Source organism: Cellulomonas algicola, from assembly GCF_019024305.1.
Taxonomy (GTDB): domain Bacteria; phylum Actinomycetota; class Actinomycetes; order Actinomycetales; family Cellulomonadaceae; genus Cellulomonas; species Cellulomonas algicola.
Window position 1 is genome coordinate 48,804 of the sequence record NZ_JAHKSJ010000010.1, and the last position, 21,310, is coordinate 70,113.

14 protein-coding genes are annotated in these 21,310 nt (G+C 74.3%); 5 read left to right on the top strand and 9 right to left on the bottom strand.

Translation table 11 applies throughout. The features are described 5' to 3' along the window. Positions 1–104: 104 nt before the first annotated feature. The 4 genes from KOV94_RS09395 to KOV94_RS09410 all read right to left on the bottom strand — a co-directional run bounded on the left by KOV94_RS09395 (position 105) and on the right by KOV94_RS09410 (position 9,484). Positions 105–1,481: a bifunctional folylpolyglutamate synthase/dihydrofolate synthase gene (locus tag KOV94_RS09395; protein WP_218051888.1), complete on the bottom strand. Its 1,377-nt coding sequence runs from the start codon at positions 1,479–1,481 to the stop codon at positions 105–107. After that, positions 1,478–4,762: an isoleucine--tRNA ligase gene (ileS, locus tag KOV94_RS09400; RefSeq protein ID WP_218051889.1), complete on the bottom strand. Its 3,285-nt coding sequence runs from the start codon at positions 4,760–4,762 to the stop codon at positions 1,478–1,480. The genes KOV94_RS09395 and ileS overlap by 4 nt, the downstream gene beginning before the upstream one ends. A 341-nt stretch (positions 4,763–5,103) precedes the next feature. Beyond that, a complete protein-coding gene (locus KOV94_RS09405; protein WP_218051890.1) occupies positions 5,104–7,476 on the bottom strand; it encodes a LamG-like jellyroll fold domain-containing protein in 2,373 nt (790 codons plus the stop codon). Between the two features lie 163 nt (positions 7,477–7,639). Beyond that, on the bottom strand, positions 7,640–9,484 hold the full coding sequence (locus KOV94_RS09410; protein ID WP_218051891.1) for a glycoside hydrolase family 9 protein: 1,845 nt from the start codon (positions 9,482–9,484) through the stop codon (positions 7,640–7,642). A 95-nt stretch (positions 9,485–9,579) separates the two neighbouring features. Between KOV94_RS09410 and KOV94_RS09415 the strand changes: the two genes are divergently transcribed. From KOV94_RS09415 to KOV94_RS21230, 5 genes are all read left to right on the top strand, one after another. Then, entirely contained in the window at positions 9,580–10,263 is a 684-nt protein-coding gene (locus KOV94_RS09415) for an HAD hydrolase-like protein (RefSeq protein ID WP_124341094.1), read from the top strand. A 65-nt stretch (positions 10,264–10,328) separates the two neighbouring features. Then, the gene (locus KOV94_RS09420) at positions 10,329–11,084 is read left to right on the top strand and encodes a MerR family transcriptional regulator (protein ID WP_124341095.1); all 756 of its coding nucleotides are present in this window, start codon (positions 10,329–10,331) and stop codon (positions 11,082–11,084) included. Between the two features lie 184 nt (positions 11,085–11,268). Further along, positions 11,269–11,952, top strand: a complete 684-nt coding sequence (locus KOV94_RS09425) for a hypothetical protein (protein WP_124341096.1) — start codon at positions 11,269–11,271, stop codon at positions 11,950–11,952. Between the two features lie 128 nt (positions 11,953–12,080). After that, positions 12,081–14,075 carry a sensor histidine kinase gene (locus KOV94_RS09430; protein WP_124341097.1) on the top strand — a complete coding sequence of 665 codons (1,995 nt, stop codon included), beginning with the start codon at positions 12,081–12,083 and terminating at the stop codon, positions 14,073–14,075. Next, positions 14,072–14,719 (top strand): response regulator, encoded by a 648-nt coding sequence (locus tag KOV94_RS21230; RefSeq protein ID WP_124341098.1) that lies wholly within the window; start codon positions 14,072–14,074, stop codon positions 14,717–14,719. The genes KOV94_RS09430 and KOV94_RS21230 overlap by 4 nt, the downstream gene beginning before the upstream one ends. Positions 14,720–14,726: 7 nt before the next feature. Here the strand turns inward: KOV94_RS21230 and KOV94_RS09440 are convergent, their stop codons facing one another. The 5 genes from KOV94_RS09440 to KOV94_RS09460 all read right to left on the bottom strand — a co-directional run bounded on the left by KOV94_RS09440 (position 14,727) and on the right by KOV94_RS09460 (position 21,255). Beyond that, entirely contained in the window at positions 14,727–15,242 is a 516-nt protein-coding gene (locus KOV94_RS09440) for a phosphoribosyltransferase (protein WP_124341099.1), read from the bottom strand. Between the two features lie 89 nt (positions 15,243–15,331). Further along, positions 15,332–17,140 (bottom strand): ABC transporter ATP-binding protein, encoded by a 1,809-nt coding sequence (locus tag KOV94_RS09445; RefSeq protein WP_162351623.1) that lies wholly within the window; start codon positions 17,138–17,140, stop codon positions 15,332–15,334. Beyond that, positions 17,137–18,903, bottom strand: a complete 1,767-nt coding sequence (locus KOV94_RS09450) for an ABC transporter ATP-binding protein (protein ID WP_218051892.1) — start codon at positions 18,901–18,903, stop codon at positions 17,137–17,139. The genes KOV94_RS09445 and KOV94_RS09450 overlap by 4 nt, the downstream gene beginning before the upstream one ends. Positions 18,904–19,093: 190 nt before the next feature. Beyond that, on the bottom strand, positions 19,094–19,858 hold the full coding sequence (locus KOV94_RS09455) for an SDR family oxidoreductase (RefSeq protein WP_124344566.1): 765 nt from the start codon (positions 19,856–19,858) through the stop codon (positions 19,094–19,096). A gap of 59 nt (positions 19,859–19,917) precedes the next feature. Further along, a complete protein-coding gene (locus KOV94_RS09460) occupies positions 19,918–21,255 on the bottom strand; it encodes an aspartate aminotransferase family protein (RefSeq protein WP_218051893.1) in 1,338 nt (445 codons plus the stop codon). Between the last annotated feature and the right edge of the window lie 55 nt (positions 21,256–21,310).

Here is a 21,310-nt window from a genome sequence, read left to right on the forward strand (position 1 = left end):
CCCAAGGAACGGTCAAGGCGACGACGTGCGCCCCCGGTGCACGTTCGTGCACGCGGGGGCGCGGTGTCACCCGGACGGGTGGCGGTGCGGGATGCGACGACCCGTCAGGGGCGCCCCAGGAGGATCCGGGCCTCCGCGACGAGGACGATCGAGCCGGTGACGAGCACCGCGGCCCCGCGCTCGACCTCGCTCTCCGCGAGCGACGCCGCGAGGTCGACGGCCTCGTCCAGCCGCTCGACGACGTGCACGCGGTCCTCGCCGAACACGTCGTACGCGACCTCCGCGAGGTCCTGCGGGTCGAGCGCGCGCGACGTCGGTGCTCGCGTCACCACGATCTCCGCCAGCACCGGCTCCAGCACCGACAGGATCCCCTCCGGGTCCTTGTCCGCCATGACGCCGACGACGCCCACGACGCGCTGGAACGCGAACGCCTCCTCGAGGGACGCGACGAGCGCCTCGACGCCCGCGGGGTTGTGCGCGCCGTCGACGATGACCGTCGGGCTCGACCGCACGACCTCGAGGCGGCCCGGCGACGTGACGTCGGCGAACGCGGCCCCGACGACGTCGCCGTCGAGGGCCGCGCCGCCGGTGAGGAACGCCTCGACCGCGACGAGCGCGAGCAGCGCGTTGTGCGCCTGGAACGCGCCGTGCAGCGGCAGGAACACCTCGGAGTAGACGCCGCCGAGCCCGCGCAGCGTCAGCATCTGCCCGCCGACCGCGACCTGCCGGTCGACCACCGCGATCTCGACGCCCTCGCGCACGACGCGCGCACCGTGCTCGGCCGCCGCAGCCAGCACCACGCCCTCGACGTCCTCGGTCTGCTGCGCGAGGACGAGCGTCGCCCCGTCCTTGACGATGCCCGACTTCTCGGACGCGATCTCGACGAGCGTGTCGCCGAGGTAGCGCTCGTGGTCCATCGCGATCGGCGTGATGACCGCGACCTCGCCGTCGACGACGTTCGTCGAGTCCCACCGGCCGCCCAGGCCCACCTCGACGACGGCGACGTCGACGGGCGCGTCCGCGAAGGCCGCGAACGCCATGACCGTGAACACCTCGAAGAACGACAGCCGCGGCTCGCCCTTCTCCGCCGACCGCTGGTCGACCAGGTGCACGTACGGCGCGACGTCCTGCCACACCTCGACGAACCGCTCGTCGCTGATCGGCTCGCCGTCGATCGCGATGCGCTCGGTCACGCGCGTGAGGTGCGGGCTCGTGAACCGGCCCGTGCGCAGGCCGTGCTCGCGCAGCAGCCGCTCGACCATGCGGCTCGTCGACGTCTTGCCGTTGGTGCCCGTGAGGTGGATGGTCCGGTAGGCGCGCTGCGGGTCGCCCAGCAGCTCGCACACCGCGCGCACGCGGTCGAGCGTCGGGTCGATGTCGTGCTCGGGAGCGCGCGACAGGATGGCGCGGTAGACCTCGTCGGCGGCCTCCCGTGCGGCGCGCTCCTGCTCGGCGCGCAGGTGCTCGGATCCCTTGCTCATGCCTCGTACCCGCCCGCCTCGACGGCCTCGACGTGGACCCCGACCGCGTCGGCGGCCGACGGGTTGACCGTGACGCTCACCGCGAGCGTCTCGTGCGCGATGGTGTCGCGGTGCGTCTCGACGTCGGCCACGTGCTCGCGCGGCACGTCGAGCGTGAGGAGGATGCGGTCGCCGACGTTGAGCCCGGCGGCCTTGCGGGCGTCCTGGACCTGCCGCACGACGTCGCGCGCGTACCCCTCGGCCAGCAGCTCGTCGTCCAGGGCCACGTCGAGCACGACGAACCCGTCGGTCGACAGCACCGCGGCGGCCAGGTCGACCCCCTCGCGCTGCTCGACGACCGTCGTCACCGTGTACTCGTGCTCCTGGAGCGCGACCTCGCCGTCGTCGGTGCGGACGACGACGCCGTCGGGCGTCTGCTCCCACGCACCCGCCTTCGCGGCCTTGATGACGGTCTGCACGGCACGACCCAGGCGCGGGCCGGCCGCACGCGCGTTCACGGCGAGCTGCGCGCTCACGCCCAGGTCGGCGGCGTCGGCGTCGTGCAGGCCCAGGACCTCGACCTCACGGACGTTGACCTCGGACGCGATCAGACCGACGAACGGGCCGAACCACTCGGGGTGCGGCACGACGACGCGCAGGCCGCGCAAGGGCTGGCGCACGCGGATCTGCCGGGCCTTGCGCAGCGCGTGCGTCGTCGACACGACCTCGCGCACGCGGTCCATGGCCGCGACGAGCTCGGCTTCGGTGTACTCGAAGCCCACGTCCGTCGCCACGACGTCGGCGGCCGTCGGCCAGTCGGTGAGGTGCACGCTGCGCCCGCCCGTCAGGCCGCGCCAGATCTCCTCCGTGACGAGCGGCGCGAGCGGCGCCATGACGCGCGTGAGCACCTCGAGCACCGTCCACAGCGTGTCGAAGGCCGCCTGGTCCTCGTCCCAGAACCGGTCGCGCTGCGTGCGCACGTACCAGTTGGTCACGAGGTCGAGGTGGTCGCGGACCGCCTCGCACGCCTCCGCGATGTCGTACGCGTCGAGGTGGCGCGTGACGTCGTCGACGAGCCACCGGGTGCGCGCGAGCACGTACCGGTCCATCGTCGCGAGCGACCCCACGGACGACTCGTCGACGCGTCGGGCCGTGAGCCCCTCCCCGCCGCGCACCGCACCCGCGTACAGCGTGAAGAAGTAGTACGTGCTCCACAGCGGCAGCAGCACCTGGCGCACGCCGTCGCGGATGCCCTCCTCGGTCACGACGAGGTTCCCGCCGCGCAGGATCGGGCTCGACATGAGCGACCAGCGCACCGCGTCCGAGCCGTACTTGTCCCACATGACGACGGGGTCCGGGAAGTTGCGCAGCGACTTCGACGCCTTGCGGCCGTCGTCGCCGAGGACGATCCCGTGGCACATGACGTTGCGGAACGCCGGGCGGTCGAAGATCGCCGTCGCGAGGACGTGCAGGGTGTAGAACCAGCCGCGCGTCTGCCCGATGTACTCGACGATGAAGTCGCCCGGGTAGTGGTGCTCGAACCAGTCGGCGTTCTCGAACGGGTAGTGCACCTGCGCGAACGGCATCGCGCCCGAGTCGAACCACACGTCGAGCACGTCGGGGATCCGGCGCATGGTCGAACGGCCGGTGGGGTCGTCCGGGTTCGGGCGCGTGAGGTCGTCGATGAACGGGCGGTGCAGGTCGGGCTCACCGGCCTCGTTCACGGGCAGGCGGCCGAAGTCCGCCTCGAGCTCCGCGAGCGAGCCGTAGACGTCGACGCGCGGGTGCAGCGGGTCGTCCGACACCCACACCGGGATCGGCGTGCCCCAGTACCGGTTGCGGCTGATCGACCAGTCGCGCGCGTTGCTGAGCCACTTGCCGAACTGGCCGTCCTTGATGTGCTCGGGCGTCCAGGTGATCTCCTGGTTGAGCTCGACCATGCGGTCGCGGAACTCCGTGACGCGCACGAACCACGACGACACGGCCTTGTAGATCAGCGGGTTCCGGCAGCGCCAGCAGTGCGGGTAGGAGTGGTCGTACGTCTCGTGGCGCACGACGACGGACCGCTGCGCGGCGTCGACGCGCGCGAGGGGACCCGAGCCCGCCTTGAGGTCCGCGATGATCGGCTTGTTCGCCTCGAAGACCTGCTGGCCGGCGTAGTCGCCGACCTCGGCCGTGAACCGCCCACGCGCGTCGACCGGCACGACGGGCGCGATGCCCGCCGCGTCGCACGCGACCATGTCGTCCTCGCCGAACGCGGGCGCGAGGTGCACGACGCCGGTGCCGTCGTCGGTCGTGACGAAGTCCGCGGCGAGCACGCGGTGCGCGTGCTCGTGGCCCGCGAAGTAGTCGAACGGCGGCGTGTAGGAGCGGCCGACGAGGTCGGTGCCCGTCACGGTCTCGACGACCGTCGCCTCGCCGAGCTCGCGCTGGTAGGCGGCGAGCCGCGCCGCTGCGAGCATGACGCGCTCCCCCGGGTGCGCCTGGCCGAACGGCGAGTCCGCCGCGGGCTCGACGACCACGTACTCGACGTCCGGGCCGACCGCGACGGCGAGGTTGCTCGGGAGCGTCCACGGGGTCGTCGTCCAGACGAGCAGCAGCTCGCCGCTCTCCAGGCGGAGTCCGACGGTCAGCGCGGGGTCCTGGCGCGACGCGTACACGTCGTCGTCCATGCGCAGCTCGTGGTTCGACAGCGGCGTCTCGTCGACCCAGCAGTACGGCAGGACCCGGTAGCCCTCGTACGCGAGGCCCTTGTCGTGAAGCTGCTTGAACGCCCAGATCACCGACTCCATGAAGGTGACGTCGAGCGTCTTGTAGTCGTGGTCGAAGTCCACCCAGCGCGCCTGACGCGTGACGTAGTCGCGCCACTCGCCCGTGTACTTGAGCACCGACTCGCGACACGCCTGGTTGAACTTCGCGATGCCGAGCTCGTCGATCTGCGCCTTCTCGGTGATGCCGAGCAGCCGCTGCGCCTCGAGCTCCGCGGGCAGGCCGTGCGTGTCCCAGCCGAACCGGCGCTCGACGCGGCGGCCCTTCATCGTCTGGAAGCGCGGGACGACGTCCTTCGCGTAGCCGGTGAGCAGGTGGCCGTAGTGCGGCAGGCCGTTCGCGAACGGCGGGCCGTCGTAGAAGACGAACTCGTTGCTGCCGTCCTCCCCCGCGTCGCGCTGGTCGATCGACGCCTGGAACGTCCCGTCGGCGTCCCAGTGCGCGAGGACGTCGCGCTCGAGCCCGGGCAGGTCCGGCGACGCGGGCACGGGCTGGTCGGGGCGGTGCAGCGGGTAGCGCGGTGCGGTGGTCACCGTCGGGTCTCCTGGTCGATCTCGCTCACGGCCGCGAGGACGACCACCCCCGGGTGCGGGGACGACCGCGGTACCACCTCGCTTGCCGGCTCCCCCTCGCGGGGTCGTCGACCTCTCTGCTGCGGCTGTGACGGGCCTGCCCCGTCCGGTTCTACTGGGGCTCGTCCCCGCCGGGCGGGTCGGAGCCTGTTCTTCCGGAGGCTCGCCGGTGATGGCCGGGTCGACGCCTGTGGGCGTGAGTCTACCGACCCGTCCCGGGAGGTCCGCCACCGCGAATGCGTCCGCGCAGGCCACGGCCCGGCCGTCACGGGAGGGCGTGACGACCGGGCCGCGGTCGGACGTCAGCGCGTCGCGAGCGCGGCGACCTCCGTCGGGGTGAGCGCCGAGCTCCAGACGGACACCTCGTCGACGTCGCCCTGGAAGGGCGTGTCCCACCAGTTGACGCCGAGCGCGAACGTGCCCGTCGTCGTCGTGAGCACGTCGGGGAAGCCCGTGCCGGTGTAGCGCGCCTCGCCGTCGACGTAGACGACCACGTCGCCGCCGTCGACCGTGACCGCGACGTGGCTCCACTCGCCGACCGGGATCTGCGTGCCCGTGCCGGCGTCGTACCACTGCGCGCCCGACCAGACCATGGTCGAGCCGCCGACGCCGTCGTGGCCGCGCGGGACCACGCTGACCCAGCTGTCCGCGTCGCGCGCCGCGAAGAACGCGGTCGTGTACGGCGTGAGCGCCTGCGGGCGCAGCCACATCGACGCGGACCACGTCGAGCCGGAGACGAGACCGTCGGGCAGCCGGACGCCCGAGGTGCCGTTGAGGTGCGCGGCCTGACCGCGCGCGCCGTCGGCGACGTACGTGACCTGGCCGCCGGCCTGGTCGAGCCGCGGGCCGGTCGTCGTGGCGGGGGCGTGGGTCCCCGTGCCGTCGGCGAGGTCGCCCTCGAAGGACCACGAGCCGACGACGCCTCCGGCCACGCGCTGCAGGACGGTGACGTCGAAGGTCGCGGTCCTGACGACCTTGCCGTTGCGGACCGTCGCGGTGAGCGTGACGTGCGCGTCGCCTGCGCCCGTCTCGGGGCGGGTCACGTCGCCCGTGGTCGACACGACCGCGGGGTCGGACGACGCCCACGTGACCGTCGTGCCGTGGGTGCCGGTGGTCGGCAGCGCGAGGTCCGCGACGACGCCCGAGGTGTCCCCGAGGTCGAGGTCGGCGACGACCGCGTCCACGGCCTGCTTCGCGGTCAGCGACGGGACCGCGCTGCCCCACAGCGTCACGCCGCCGCGGGACAGCACGGAGAACGTCACGACCCAACGGGCCTGGTCCGGCTGCCACGAGCGCGTGAAGACGCCGTCGTAGCGCGTGCCGCCCGCGTCGATCCGGGCCTGGTTCTTGCCCGTGAGGGACCACTTGCCGGTGAGCGAGCCGGTGACCTTGCCGTTGGCCGTGAGCGTGACGGGGGTCGCGCGGCGCTGGTCGGCCGTGAGGGCCTTGTCGTGCGTCACGAGCGCGTACTCCCCCGCGACGTCCTTGCGCTCGACGCGCCGGTCGTCGCCGCCCGCGTAGCGGTACGGGTCGAGGACGGGCCAGCCCTGGGAGTTCATCCACATCTGGTGCACGCGGACCTCGTGCTGCTCGCCCTTGCCGGGGAAGCGCGCGTGGAAGACGAGGAACGTCTCGCCCGTCTCCGGGTCGCGGTACCAGCTGTTGTGACCCGGCGAGAGGTAGCCGGTTCCAGGGCCCTCGCCGGGGTCGCCGATCTCGCGCGCGAACAGGTGGTTGCCGAGGATCTTGGTGCCGAACGGCTCGATCGACGCGTCGTCGAACAGCGGCTTCGTCGGGTCTGACTTCACCTGCGCCATGTCGTTGCCCGCGGCGTCGAGGTACGGGCCGTCGGGGCTCTTCGAGCGGGCGACCCGCACGTTGTACGCGCCGTTCGCGTCGAGGCCGCCGAACGACAGGAAGAGGTAGTAGTACCGGGTCTTCGTGTCGTACATGACGGTCGGGCCCTCGATGCGGCTGTGGTTCCCACCGACGAGGTGCTTCCCGTAGCCCTGACCCTCGACCGGCTTCCCGGTGGACGGGTCGAGCTCCAGGATGAAGATGCCGCCCGAGTATGACCCGTAGACGAGCCACCAGGTGCCCTTGGCGTCGACGAACGCGTCCGGGTCGACGGTGTTGGGGTGCACGCGGGCGTCGTAGATCGCGCCGTCGACGGCGTCGGACGGCTCGTCCCACATCCCTGACTTCAGGAAGATCCCCTGGTCGACGTACGGGCCGTCGACGTCGTCGCTCACCGCGATCCCCATCGCCGAGCGGGGCGAGTCGCCCTTGCAGGCGTTGTAGTACATCGCGTAGCGACCGTCGGGGAGCTGGATGACGTCGGCCGCCCAGAGGGTGTCGGTCTGCGCCCAGGCGAACGTCTCGGCGAGGTTGGCACGGACGTCGTCGAACAGCGGGTTGTCCGCGTTCGCGCCGTCGGCGACCTTCTCCCAGTGCAGCAGGTCGTCGGTCTTGGCGGCGGCGAGGTGGCTGCCGAACACCCAGATGTCGTCGCCCGACGTGACGACCGACGGGTCGTGCACGGAGACGTCCTGGAAGGTCGGCGGGGGCGGTTCGGCCGGGCGGCGGTGCGCCTGGGCGGCGGGGGCGCTCGTGACTCCGAGCGCGAGGGTCAGGGCGGCGGCCGTGAGGGCGGCGCGCACGGGGCGACGGGCCATCGGTACTCCTGGTGCGACGTCGGACGCAGGACAGGGCGCGGGCGGCGGCGATGCCGCGAAGAAGCGCCGAGTCCGGAATCTACAACGTTGTGCGAGAGATGTACATCGTTGTAGGACGCGGGATTGGTCCGATCCGCGCCGAGCTGCGGTGGTGCGCGGTGCGTCAGCCGTCGGCGCCGACGCGCTCCTCGTCGGGCTTGTCGGCCGCGACCGCACCCGGGTCCCGGGCAGGGCCACCGTCTCCCAGCCCGGCCAGGTACGACGCCACCCACGCGAGCGCCGAGTTCCAGTTGATCGTCATCTCGTTCACGCCGTACGCGTGGACGTCGTCGACGAAGCACTGCTGCGCCGGGCTGCCCGCGAGCGCGGCCGACACCGGGTCGGGGCAGTCGGAGTTGGGGCCGCCCGACACGGTCCCGCGCGGCGGGGGCGGCAGGTCGGGGTCGAGCGCGTGCGCGTACCAGCGGCTGTGCTGGTTGCGGACGTCGCGCGTCCCGAAGCCGGTCACGTACGACAGGCCCAGGGCGTTGCGGCCCAGCAGGTAGTCGACGCCGCCGAGCACGGCGTCGCGGTAGCGGTCGTCGCGCGTGATCTCGTGCGCGGCGGCCAGGATCGCGAGGTTGTTGAGGACGAGCCCGTTGCTGCCCCAGTCGTAGCGGCCGTTCGACGGCACGTAGGGGAGGCCGAACGGCTGGGTGGCCTGTTGCTCGACCAGCGCGTCGGCGGCGTCGACGACGGACGCGCGCACGAGCGACCGCTCGGGCAGCGCGCTCTCGACGGTCGCGAGCTGCAGGCGCGCCCACGCGGAGACGTGGTTCCAGTCGAACCCCTCGGGCCGGAACGCCGGCCGCTCACCGCCCAGGCGGTACGGGTTGGCGCGCAGGTCCGCGGCGTAGCGGTCCTCTCCCGTCGTGAGGTAGAGCTCGGTCGCGGACCAGAGGCGGTCGTCGTCGACGTCGAGGTCGTCGTACGGTCCGCTCCCGGCGTTCTCGAGCGTGTTGGTGTCGGGTGCGAGGACGACGGGGTGCGTCGCGGCGGCGTCGTAGGCCGCGCGTGCCGCGTCGAGCAGGCGCTCCGCGAAGGCCGCGTCGTGCGGCGCGAGGACGCGGGCGCCCTGTGCGGCGACGGCCGCCAGGTTGAGCGTCGCCGCCGTCGAGGGGCGGTGCAGGTAGCGCGGCTGCGGGTCGTCGGCGGGGAGCGTCGGCAGCGGCACCCAGCGCTCGTCGGACACCTTGTGGTGCACGAGGCCCGCGTACGGCTGCCCGTCGGGCACGACCATGCGGAGCATCCACTCGAGCTCCCAGCGGGCCTCGTCGAGCACGTCGGGCACGCCGTTCCCGCGCTCGGGGACACGGAGCGAGCCGTCGCCGAGCGCGTCGTCCGTGCCGGTGCGCACCGCACGCTCGTACAGGCCCAGCAGCTGGGCGACCGCGATGCCGCCGTTGACGACGTACTTGCCCTGGTCGCCCGCGTCGTACCAGCCACCGGTCACGTCGAGCGTGTAGTCGCCGGTCCAGCCGTCGTAGAGGTCGACGCCGTCCGCCGTCGTCGCGTGCCCGGCGGGCAGGCACGGGACCGCGCCGTCGCCGCGGTTGGGGGCGACGTCGACGTGCCCCGCGGCGCGCCCGTACCCGGGGCCGAGCAGGTCCTCCTCGATCGCGACGCCGCTGCGCTGGCCGTAGAAGACGACGATCGACTCGACGCGCAGGTCGTCGTACAGGTCGGCGCCGACCGCGAACGGGTCGCTCGTCGCGCCGTCGGCCTCGAGCACGTAGCCGTTCCCGGGCGCCACGACGACGTCGACGGCGATCACGTGGACGTCGAGGCCTGCCGACGGGTCGTGACCCCGCGGGACCGACTCCCCCTCGGCCACGACGGCACCGTCGCCGTCGCGCAGCCGCCACGCCACCGGCTCCGTCGCGTCCGTGACGAGCGTCGCCGTCTTCGGCCCGTGCGTGAGGTAGCCGACCTGGTTCACGCGCACGCGGGGTGCGTCCTCGCTGGTCATGTCCGTCCCTTCGTCGCGGCAGGCCGACGGCGGCCACCCTACGGCCCGGGACGGACGGCCCGGCGGCGTTCGGTGACCCGGGAGAGGATCGGTGCATGCCCCTCGTCCTCCTCGACCTCGACGGCACCCTCCTCGACTCGGCGCCCGGCATCACCGCGTCGGTCCGCGCCGCCTACCGCGCGGTGGGCCTGCCCGTCCCGCCCGACGACGTCCTGCGGTCCTTCGTCGGCCCGCCCATCTGGGACTCCCTGCGCGCGCACGGGGTGCCGGCCGACCGCGTCGAGGAGGTCGTGCACGCCTACCGGACGGCGTTCGCGGACATCGGCATGTACGACGCGACGGTGTTCGACGGGATCCCCGACGTGCTCCGCGAGCTGCGCGCCGCAGGGCTGACGCTCGTCGTCGCGACGGCCAAGCCCGAGGTGTTCGCCCGGCCCATCTGCGACCGGCTCGGGCTGGCGGACCTCGTCGACGGCGTGTTCGGCGCACCGCTCGACGAGACCTCGACCAAGGCCGACGTCATCGCGCGCGCGCTCGACTCGCTCGCCGACCGGCCCGAGGCGGCGGTGACCCTCATGGTCGGCGACCGGGAGCACGACGTGCACGGCGCGGCCGAGCACGGCGTCGCGTGCGTCGGCGTGACCTGGGGCTACGCCGCCCCGGGCGAGCTCGAGGCCGCCGGCGCGGTCGCCGTCGTGGACTCCCCCGCGGCGCTGCGCGACGAGGTCCTGCGGCGGCTCGTCCCGACCCACCACGACGAGGTCGCGTCGCGCGCTTGACCTTGACGCCGCGTCAACTCCTACCGTGGATCAGGACCACACAGGGAACGCCACGGGAGGACGCGGTGGAGGCCTCGATCCAGGAGGTCGCCCGGCTGACGGGCACCACGAGCCGCACGCTGCGGCACTACGACCAGATCGGGCTGCTCGAGCCCAGCCGGGTCGGCGAGAACGGGTACCGCTGGTACGACGAGGACGCCCTCGTCCGGCTCCAGCGGATCCTGCTCCTGCGCGACCTCGGGCTCGGGCTCACCGACATCGGCCGGGTGCTGGCCCGCGAGCAGGACGAGACCGCCGCGCTGCGGCGGCACCTCGCCTGGCTGCGCGACGAGCAGCGCCGGCTCGCCCGGCAGGCCGCGTCCGTCGAGCGGACCCTGACCGCACGGCAGGAAGGAGAACCGATCATGGCCGACGAGATGTTCGACGGCTTCGACCACACGCAGTACAAGGACGAGGTCGAGCAGCGCTGGGGCAAGGACGCGTACGCGCAGGGTGACACCTGGTGGCGCGGCCTGTCCGACCAGCAGAAGCGCGAGTTCCAGGAGGAGGCCGCGCAGCTCGGTCGCGACTGGGGCGCGGCGGCGGAGGCGGGCGTCGACCCCGTGTCCGACGAGGCGCAGGAGCTCGCGCGGCGGCACGTCGCGTGGCTCGGCGGCATCCCCGGCACGCCCGGGCACGGCACCGCGCCCGTCCGCGAGTACGTCGTCGGGCTCGCCGACATGTACGTCGCGGACCCGCGGTTCGCGAAGAACTACGGCGGCGAGCAGGGCGCCACGTTCGTCCGCGACGCGCTGCACGAGTACGCGGCCCGTCATCTCTGACGGCTCCACGCCGGGGCGCACCCGCCCGGCACCTGCCCGGCCGGCGGGACGCGCCCCGGTCGGGCAGCCCGGGAGAAGTGCCCGGGCACTCGGGCTCCGCGCCCTGGTGCCCGGGCGCACCGCCCGCCGAGTCTCCTCGTCAGACGCCGGCACGCCTCGCCGGCCGAGACGAAGGAGCACCCGCATGACCAGCACCACCGCCGAGCCGACGGCCACCCCGACGCGCCGCGCAGGGTCGGCCTCCAGCCGCGCCTGGGCGTGGACCGGCGTCGCCGCCGGCGCCCTCGCGATCGGCGCGATCCAGGCGTCGCTCGCCGCGGGCGTCGACTGGGAGAAGACCGCCGGCGACCCCGTCGCGATGATCGAGGACGCCGCGACCAAGCAGTCGACGTTCCTCGTGTTCCACGTGCTGGCGGCGCTGACCGTCGTCCTGCTGCCGATCTTCGGCGCGGGGCTGCGGCGACGCCTCGACCAGCAGGCGCCCGCCGGGTCGCTGCACGGCGGGATCGCCGCCGCAGGGCTGCTGCTCACCGCGGCCGCGATGCTCCTCGGGAGCGGCCTCGACACGCAGTTCACGTTCGCGTTCCAGGACACCTCGATGGTCGTCCCGGAGTCCGCCGCGTTCTACACCGACTGGGTCGCGACCATCCCCTGGCTGTGGCTCGGTGCGGGCCTGTCCGCCCTCGCGCTCGGCGTCGCGTCGCTGCGGCACGCCGCGGCCCCGAAGTGGATCGGGTGGGTCAGCGTCGTCCTCGGCGCGCTCACCGTCCTCACCGGCGTCTCGCCGCTGCAGTACCTCGCCGGGTTCGTCGGGCCGATCTGGCTCGTCGTCGTCGCGCTGGGCTTCGCGCTCGGCGACCGGCGCTGAGCGTCCGGCGCTGCCACCGGACTCCCGCGGAGACGCGCGTGCCACCGCACGACGAGCGGTACGACCTCGTCCGGTTCACCCGGGCGGGGTCGTACCCGTCCCCTCCGGGCAGCCCCTACGGTGACGCCATGACGACGGCCGAGGACGCGCGGCGCGGCGGGCGCCCCGGGACCGCCGTCGTGCTCGCGCTCATGACCTACCTGCTCACGCTCACGGGCGTGCTGCTGCTCGTCGGTGCGCGCGAGCCCGCGACGCCCGAGCTGCTGTTCACGGCCGTCGACGTCATGGTCGGGCTCGTCTACGGGACGGTCGGCGCGGTGATCGTCGCGCGCCGCTCGCACGTCGTGGGGTGGCTCGTCGTCGTCACCGGGGTCGGCGGTGCGCTCGCGACGCTCGGGAGCGGCTGGGGTGCGTACCACGCGGCGCACCCGACGCTGCCGCCGCTGCCCGTCGTCGCGTCGCTCGTCAGCTGGGCGTGGGTGCCCGGCACGCTGGCCCTGTTCCTGGTCGTGCCGTGGCTCGTCCGAGAGACGCGACCGTCGTGGTGGGACCGGGCCGGCCTCGTGCTGGGCGTCGCGACCACCGCCGTCTTCACGCTGCAGCGACTGCTCCTGCCGCAGACCGACAACACCGGTGCGGTCGTGGCGACCGTCGTCGTCGGCCTCGTCACGGCCGTCGCGACGTGGTGGCGGCGGGTGCGCGGGCCGGTCGCCGAGCGCCCGGGGCTCGGCCTGCTCGCCGCCGGGGTCGCGCTCATGGCCCTGTCCTTCGTACCGCTCGCGTTCGCCGACACGCCGTTCGAGATCGTGCTCGCGGTCCCGCTCGTCCACCTCGCGTGCCAGGCGCTGTTCCCCGTCGCGCTGCTCACGACCGTGCTGCGCAACCGGCTGTGGGGCATCGACCTCGCGGTGAGCCGCGCGGCCGTCGCGTCACTGCTGACGCTCGGGCTCGCCGTCGTCTACGCGGTCGTGCTGGTCGGCGTCGGCGCGCTCGTCGACAGCCACGTGGTCGCGCAGGTGCTCGCCGCCGCGGGCGTGGCGGCCGCCGTCCAGCCCGTGCACGGGTGGCTCGGGCGGCGCGTCCGCGTGCTCGTGTACGGCGAGGCGGCCACTCCGGGACGGGCGGCGCTGCGCGTCGGGCGGCAGCTGTCCGCCGCGGCCGACGCCGACGACCTGCTCCGCGGGCTCGCCGGGGCGCTGGGCGAGGCGTTGCGGCTGGAGTCGGTCACCGTGCGCGGCGCGCGTCCGGGCGTCGAGGCGACGTGGGGCGTCGCGACGTCCGCCCCCGTCGAGCGGCCGCTGGAGCACAGCGGGCGACGGGTCGGCTCGCTCGCCCTCACCGCCCGCCCGGGCGAGCGGCTCGACGCCCGCTCGACCGACGCGCTCGACCACCTCGCGCCCGTCGTCGCCGCGGGCGTCGCGCTCGCGCAGGGCACCGCCGACCTCGTGCGCGCTCGCGACGCCGCCACCCGCGCACGGCTCGCAGAGCGCACCCTCATCCGGCGCGAGCTGCACGACGGGATCGGCCCGTGGCTCACCGGGCTGCGGCTCGGGCTGCAGGGCGCACGGAACACGCTCGACCGGGACCCGGCCGCGGCCGCCGCGGTGCTCGACGCGCTCCAGGCCGAGGTGACGCAGCGCGTCGAGGACGTGCGGCTGCTGTCCCGCAGCCTGCTGCCGCCCGTGCTCGACGAGCAGGGGCTCGCCGCGGCGCTCGACGACCTCGCGCGGCGGACGGCCGCGACCGGGTTCACCGTGACGCTCGACGTCGACGCGGTCGCGCTCGACAGGCTCGACCCGCGGGTCGCCGCTGCGGCGTACGGGATCGTCAGCGAGGCCGTCACGAACGCGTCCCGGCACAGCGGTGCCGCGACGTGCACGGTCGCCGCCGCGGTGCACGGGGCGACGGTCGTGGTGACGTGCGACGACGACGGGCACGGCATGCCTGCCGACCGGACGCCCGGCGTCGGGACGCGGTCCATGCGCGAGCGGGCCGCGGAGCTCGGCGGGTCCGTCGCGTGGGTCGACCGCGACGGCGGTGGCGTGCGGGTGCGGGCCGTCCTGCCGCTCGTGCCGGAGGCGTCCGACGCGGCCGACGTCGGCGCCGAGGGGGTGCTCGCGTGACCGTCCGTGCCGTCCTCGTCGACGACCACCCCGTCTTCCGGATCGGGATGGCCGCCCTGCTCGACTCGCTGCCCGGCATCCGGGTCACGGGTCAGGCGGCGTCCGCCGCCGAGGCGCGCACCCTGCTCGGTGGGAGCGTCGAGGCGGACGTCGTCCTCATGGACCTCGACCTCGGCGACGGGTCGGGCGTCGACCTCACGCGTGACCTGCTGCGCGACCGGCCGGGCCTCGCGGTGCTCGTGGTGACGATGCACGAGGACGACGACGCGGTCGTCGCGTCCGTCCGCGCCGGCGCCCGCGGCTACCTCGTGAAGTCGGCGCCGCCCGACGCCGTCGAGCGGGCCGTCCGGGCCGTCGCCGCCGGGGAGATGATCCTGTCCCCCGCCGTCGCCCAGCGGGCCATGTCGTACGTGCTCGGTGGCCGGGCCGCGACGCGCGTGCCGTTCCCGCAGCTCACCGACCGGGAGCGCGAGGTGCTCCACCTGGTCGCCGCCGGGCTCGACAACGCGGTCATCTCGAAGCGGCTGTCGCTCAGCCCCAAGACCGTCCGCAACCACGTCGCGAACGTGCTCACCAAGCTCGCGGTGCCCGACCGGTCCGCGGCGATCGTGCGGGCGCGCGAGGAGGGGCTCGGAGGGGCGTAGGCCGCCGTCAGGCCGGGGCGGCCTGGACCGGCGGCTCCGCCGACCACGGGAAGGTGATCCAGCGGTCGGTGCGCCGCCACACGTAGTCCGGCTCGACGACCGACCGCGGCTTCGCGTACAGGACCGCGGTGCGCGCCTCGGCGCAGTGCCCGGCGACGAGCCGCTGCACGAGCGCGAGCGTCTCGCCCGTGTCGGCGACGTCGTCGACGACGAGGGCCGTCAGACCGTGCAGCGCGGCGGTGTCGAGCAGTGGCGGCAGCAGCTGCGGCTCGTCGAGCCGCTCGTCGACACCGGTGTAGAACTCGACGTTGAGCGTGCCCACGGACTTCGTGCCGAGCGCGTACGCGATCGCGCCGCCCGGCGGGAGCCCGCCCCGCGCGACGGCGACGACGAGGTCCGGGGTGAAGCCCGAGTCGACGACGGTCTGCGCGAGCTCGCGGACGGCCACGCCGAACAGCGCCCAGTCGAGCACCTCCCGGTCCGCGGGGAGGTCCTGGCCGGGTGCTGCCTCGGTGGTCGCCATGCCGTCAGGGTAGGTCGCGCGCGTTGCGGGCACGTTGCCCGCAGGTCCCGGGTGAAGGCGCCCGAGCGGCGCTCGACGGGGGACGCCGCTCAGGCCCGGTCGAGCGAGCGCTGCCAGTCCTCGTGCAGCGCGGCGAACCGCCCGCCGGCGGCCACCAGGTCGCCCGGCGACCCGTCCTCCACGACGCGCCCGCCCTCGACGACCAGCACCCGGTCGGCGCCCATCACGGTGGACAGGCGGTGCGCGATGACGACGGCGGTCCGATCGGCGAGCAGCGTGCCGAGCCCTTCCTGCACGAGCAGCTCACCGGGCACGTCGAGCGAGCTCGTCGCCTCGTCGAGCACGAGCAGCGCGGGGTCCGCGAGGAACGCGCGCGCGAACGACACGAGCTGACGCTGGCCCGCCGACAGCCGCACCCCGCGCTTGTCGACCTCGGTGTCGTACCCGTCGGGCAGCGACGCGACGAGGTCGTGCACGCCGACCGCGCGCGCCGCGGCCTCGACCTCGCCGCGTGTCGCGCCCGGACGGCCGAGGGCGATGTTCGCGGCCACGGACCCGGAGAACAGGTACGCCTCCTGCGTCACCATGACGACCGCCCGGCGCAGGTCCACCGGGTCGAGGTCGCGCACGTCGACGCCGTCGATCGTGACCGCGCCCGTCCGCACGTCGTAGAACCGCGTGAGCAGCTTCGCGACGGTCGACTTGCCCGCGCCGGTCGCGCCGACGAGCGCCACCGTCTGGCCGGGCGGGACGTGCAGGTCGAGCCGGTGCAGCACCGTCGGGCCGTCCCCGTAGCCGAACGTCACGCCGTCGAAGCGCACGTCGCCGCGCGCGTGCGGCAGACGGACGGGGTGCTCGGGGTCGGGCACCGACGGCTCCTCCGCGAGCAGGTCGGCCACCTTCTCGAGCGCCGCGGTCGCGGACTGGAAGGAGTTGTAGAACATCGCCATCTGCTGCAGCGGGCTGAAGAACCGCCGCGCGTACAGCACGGCGGCGGCGAGCACGCCGACCGCGAGGTCGCCCTCCAGCGCCCGCAGGCCGCCGACCAGCAGCACCGTCGCGACCGTGACGTTGCCGATGAGGACCAGGCCCGAGTCGAACCACCCGTTGAGCCGGATCGAGCCCGCGCTCGACTCGCGGTACTGCTCCGACAGCGCGTCGTAGGCGCCCTGCACCTGCGGCTCGCGGCGGAACGCCTGCACCGCACGGATGCCGGTCATGGTCTCGACGAACCGCACGATGACGCGTGCGGCCGCGGTGCGGTTGCGCCGGTACTGCGCCTGCGAGCGGCGCTGGAACCAGCGGCTGAGCAGCACACCGGGCACGACCGCGACGAGCAGGACGAGCCCGGAGCGCGGGTCGAGGATCGCGAGCGAGACCGCGGTGAGGACCATCGACAGGACGCCCGCGGCGAGCGTCGTGACGCCCCCGTCGAGCAGCTCGCGCACCGCGTCGAGGTCGGACGTCTGGCGGCTGATGATGCGGCCCGACGTGTACCGCTCGTGGAACTCCAGGCTGAGCCGCTGCGTGTGCCGGAAGACGCGGCGGCGCAGGTCCAGCAGGATCGCCTGGGACACGCGGGCCGACGCGCGCACGGTGGCCGCGACCAGCACGCCGCCGAGGACCGCGATGACCAGGTACGTCGCCGCGACCGCGAGCACCGGCGTGCTGTTCCCGTCGACCAGCGCGGGCAGCGCGTGGTCGATCCCGTACGCGACGAGCGCGGGCCCGGACACCGCCGCGACCTGCGACCCGACGACGAGCGCCACCGTGAGCCACACCGGCCGACGCACCGGGTGCAGCAGCGACCGGAGCAGGACGAGGGACCGGCGACGCGCCTCGCGCGACCGCTCGCGTGCGTCGTCGGCGGTCGGGTGGTCGAGCGTGGTCGCGCTCATCGGGCCGCCTCCACCTCGTCGTCGACCGGTTCGTGCTCGGTCGCCGCGAGCGCGGTCAGCACGAACCGGTAGTGCGGGTGATGGGCCAGCAGGTCGCGGTGCGTGCCGACGCCGGTGATCCGGCCGTCCTCCAGCACCGCGACGCGGTCGGCGAGCGCGACGGTCGACGGTCGGTGCGCGACGACGAGCGTCGTCGTTCCGGTGAGCTCCGCGCGCAGGCGCTGCGTCACCTCCGCCTCGGTCGTGACGTCGAGGGCCGAGAGCGGGTCGTCGAGCAGCAGGACGCGGGGCCGGACGGCGATCGCGCGCGCGAGCGAGACGCGTTGCCGCTGCCCGCCCGACAGGCTCAGGCCCTCCTCGCCGATGACGGTCTCGACGCCGTCGGGCAGGTCGTGCACGAACTCGGCGCGGGCGACGTCGAGCGCGCGCGTGAGCCGGTCGTCGGTCGCGCCGGCGGCGTCGACGCCGAGCAGGACGTTCTCGCGGACGCTCGTCGAGAAGAGGATCGGGTCCTCGAACGCGACGCCGACGGCCGCGCGGAGCTCGGCGCGCGTGAGGTCGCGGACGTCGACGCCGTCGACCGTGACGCGGCCCGCGGTGACGTCGAACAGGCGCGGCACGAGCTGCAGCAGCGTCGTCTTGCCGCTGCCCGTGAGCCCGACGAGCGCGACGGTCTCCCCCGGCTCGACGACGAGGTCGACACCCGCGAGCACGTCGGGCCCGTCGCCGTGCCCGAACCGCACGCCGTCCAGCACCAGCCGCGCGCCGTGCGGGCCGGCCGGCGGCAGGTGGGACGGCCGCGCCGGGTCGGTGACCGTCGACGGGGTGTCGATCACCTGGAGGTAGCGGTCGGTCGCGGCGCGCGCGTCGAGCGTCATCGCGAGCAGCGCACCCAGGCGCTCGACGGGCTGGTTGACGACGGCCGCGGTCGCGAAGAACGCGACGAGTGCGCCGACGGTGATCTCGCCGCGCGCGGTCAGCGTGACGCCCACCGCGAGCGACACCGCGAGCACCGCCTCCGGGATCGCGCCGAGCGCGAACGACACGCGCGACAGCGTGCGCGCCTTGTGGATCTCGGTCTCGCGCAGCTCGTCGGCCTGGCGCACGAAGTCGTCGAGCGCGTCGTCCCCGCGGCCGAACGCCTTGAGCACACGGATGCCGTGCACGGACTCCTCGACGGTCGTCGCGAGGTCACCCGCCTGGTCGCGGGCGCGTCGCGCCACGTCGCGGTAGCCGGTCCGGAACCGGAAGCTCAGCCACACCATCGGGATCGCGCCGGCGACGTACACGAGCCCGAGCTGCCAGCTCGTCGCGACCATGAGCACGACGCCGACGACGAGCGTCGTCGCGCTGACCAGCAGCATCACGAGCCCGAAGACCATCCAGCGGCGGATGGTTCCGAGGTCCGACATCGCCCGGGACAGCAGCTGCCCGCCCGACCACCGGTCGTGGAACGCGACCGGCAGGTCGAGCAGGTGCCGGAACAGCGACGTGCGCATCTCCCGCTCGACGGTCGTCCCCGGCGTGAGGATGAGTGCGCGCCGGCTCCACACGAGCACCGCCTCGAGCACGCCGAGCCCCAGCACGAGCAGCGCGCCGAGCACCACGCCGCGCCGCGACGAGTCCGTCAGCAGCGGCCCGTTGACGATCGCGCGCAGCACCTGCGGGACCGCGAGCGCGAGCATGCTCGCGCCGAGGGCGGTGCAGCCGCCGAGCAGCACCCGCGGCACGGCAGGGCGCGCCCAGGTGAGGAGTCGGAGCATCGCGCGGGGGGTGGCCCGACCGGCGGCGGTCGGAGGGGACGGTGGCACCCGTCCACCCTACGAACCGCCTCCCAGCCCTGCTCGGGGCACCCCGCCCGTCCTGCATCCCGAGACGAGCGGTCCCCGGCTGCCCGCGCGACGACGGTCGAGCCCGGCCGGCCACCGACAGGGACGGGCGGTGGGCGACCCGTCAGACACCCGTGCGCGCGGTCTTGGTGTTGTGCGCCTGCGCGCGCGGGCGGACGACGAGGAGGTCGACGTTGACGTGCGGCGGGCGGGTCAGCGCCCACGTGATCGTGTCGGCGATGTCGTCGGCGACGAGCGGCTGGTACCCCTCGTAGACGGCGGCGGCGCGGGCCTCGTCGCCGTCGAACCGGACGAGCGAGAACTCCTCGGTCGCGACCGCACCGGGCGCGATCTCGATCACGCGGATCGGCTCGCCGACGATCTCCCACCGCAGCGTCGTCGCGAGCATCCGCTCGGCGTGCTTGGCGCCGGTGTACCCCGCGCCGCCCTCGTACGCGCCGTGCGCGGCGGTCGACGTGACCACGACGACGTCACCCGACTCACGCTCGCGCAGCAGCGGGAGGAACGCCTTCGTGACGCGCAGGGTGCCGAGCACGTTGAGGTCGTACATCGTGCGCCACTGCTCGAGGTCGGCGGTCTCGACCGGGTCGAGGCCGAGGGCACCGCCGGCGTTGTTCACGAGCGCGTCGAGCCCGCCCGTCGCGGCGACGTGCGCGGCGAGGCGGGCCACGTCGTCGTCGGACGTGACGTCGGCGACGAACGCCTCCGCACCGGTCTCGGCAGCGAGCGCCTCCAGCCGGTCGGCCCGGCGAGCCGTCGCGACGACGTCCCAGCCCTCGGCGCGCAGGCGCCGCACGGTCGCGGCGCCGATCCCGGACGAGGCCCCCGTGACGACGGCGCGGCGCGGACGGACGGGGGCGGTGCTCATCGGGTCTCCCTGGGGTTGCTCACGGTCGTGCGGGTGGCGGTCGGGCGTGCCGTCGCGCATCACAGCACGTCGGCGGCGACGGCGTCGAGCACGTCGCCGAGGATCTCGAGACCGTGCGCGGCCTCGTCGGGCGTGACGACGCACGGGGGCACGACGTGCACGCGGTTGTCGGCGGTGAACGGCAGCAGGCCGCGGGCGAGGGCCTCGGCGCGGACCCGGCCGATCACGGACGCGTCGACGGGTTCGCGGGTCGCACGGTCACGGACGAGCTCGACCGCCCAGAAGACGCCGAGCCCGCGGACCTCCCCGACCAGCGGGTTGCGGGCGGCGAGCGCGGCCAGGCCAGGGCCGATCACGTCCCGACCGACCGCCGCGGCGTGGTCGACGATCCCCTCGTCGGCCATGGCGTCGAGCGTCGCGACGATCGCGGCCATCGCGAGCGGGTGACCGGAGTACGTGAGCCCGCCGGGGAAGACGCGCACGTCGAAGGTCCGCGCGATCGCGTCGGAGATCATGACGCCGCCCGCGGGGACGTACCCGGAGTTGACGCCCTTCGCGAAGGTGATGAGGTCGGGCACGACGTCGAACCCGTCGAGCGCGAGCCAGCGCCCCGTGCGGCCGAACCCGGCCATGACCTCGTCGAGGATCAGCACGATCCCGTACCGGTCGGCGATCTCGCGGACGCCGCGCAGGTAGCCGGGCGGCGGGACGAGCACGCCGGCCGTGCCGGGGATCGTCTCAAGCAGGATCGCGGCGACCGACGTCGGGCCCTCGGACTGGATCACGCGCTCCAGGTGGTGCAGCGCGCGCTCGGCCTCCTGCTCGGGGGTCGTCGACCAGAACTCCGACCGGTACGGGTACGGGCCGAAGACGTGCACGTGACCGCGCGCGTACTCGTTGGGCACGCGCCGCCAGTCCCCCGTCGCGACGACGGCCGCGCCGGTGTTGCCGTGGTACGAGCGGTAGTGCGACACGACCTTGTCGCGGCCCGTGTGCAGGCGCGCCATGCGGATCGCGTTCTCGTTCGCGTCGGCGCCGCCGTTGGTGAAGAACACCTTCGAGAAGCCCGCGGGCGCGTGCGCCAGGACCCGGTCCGCCGCCTCGCCGCGGACGAGCGCCGCGGTCGACGGTGCGATCGTCGTAAGCGTCGACGCCTGCGCGCGGATCGCCTCGACGACGCGCGGGTGCTGGTGGCCGATGTTCGTGTTGACGAGCTGGCTCGAGAAGTCGAGGTAGCGGCGGCCCGACGCGTCCCAGACGTGCGAGCCGGAGCCGCCGGCCAGGACGAGCGGGTCGAGCGCCGCCTGGGCGGACCAGGAGTGGAAGACGTGCTCGCGGTCGAGCCGCACGGCGGCGGCGTCGTCGGGATGGATGGTCGTGCTGGTCGGGACGCTCACGTCTCCCCCTCGTCGGTCGTGCCGGGCCGTGGGGGGGGGGGGGGGGGGGGGGGCC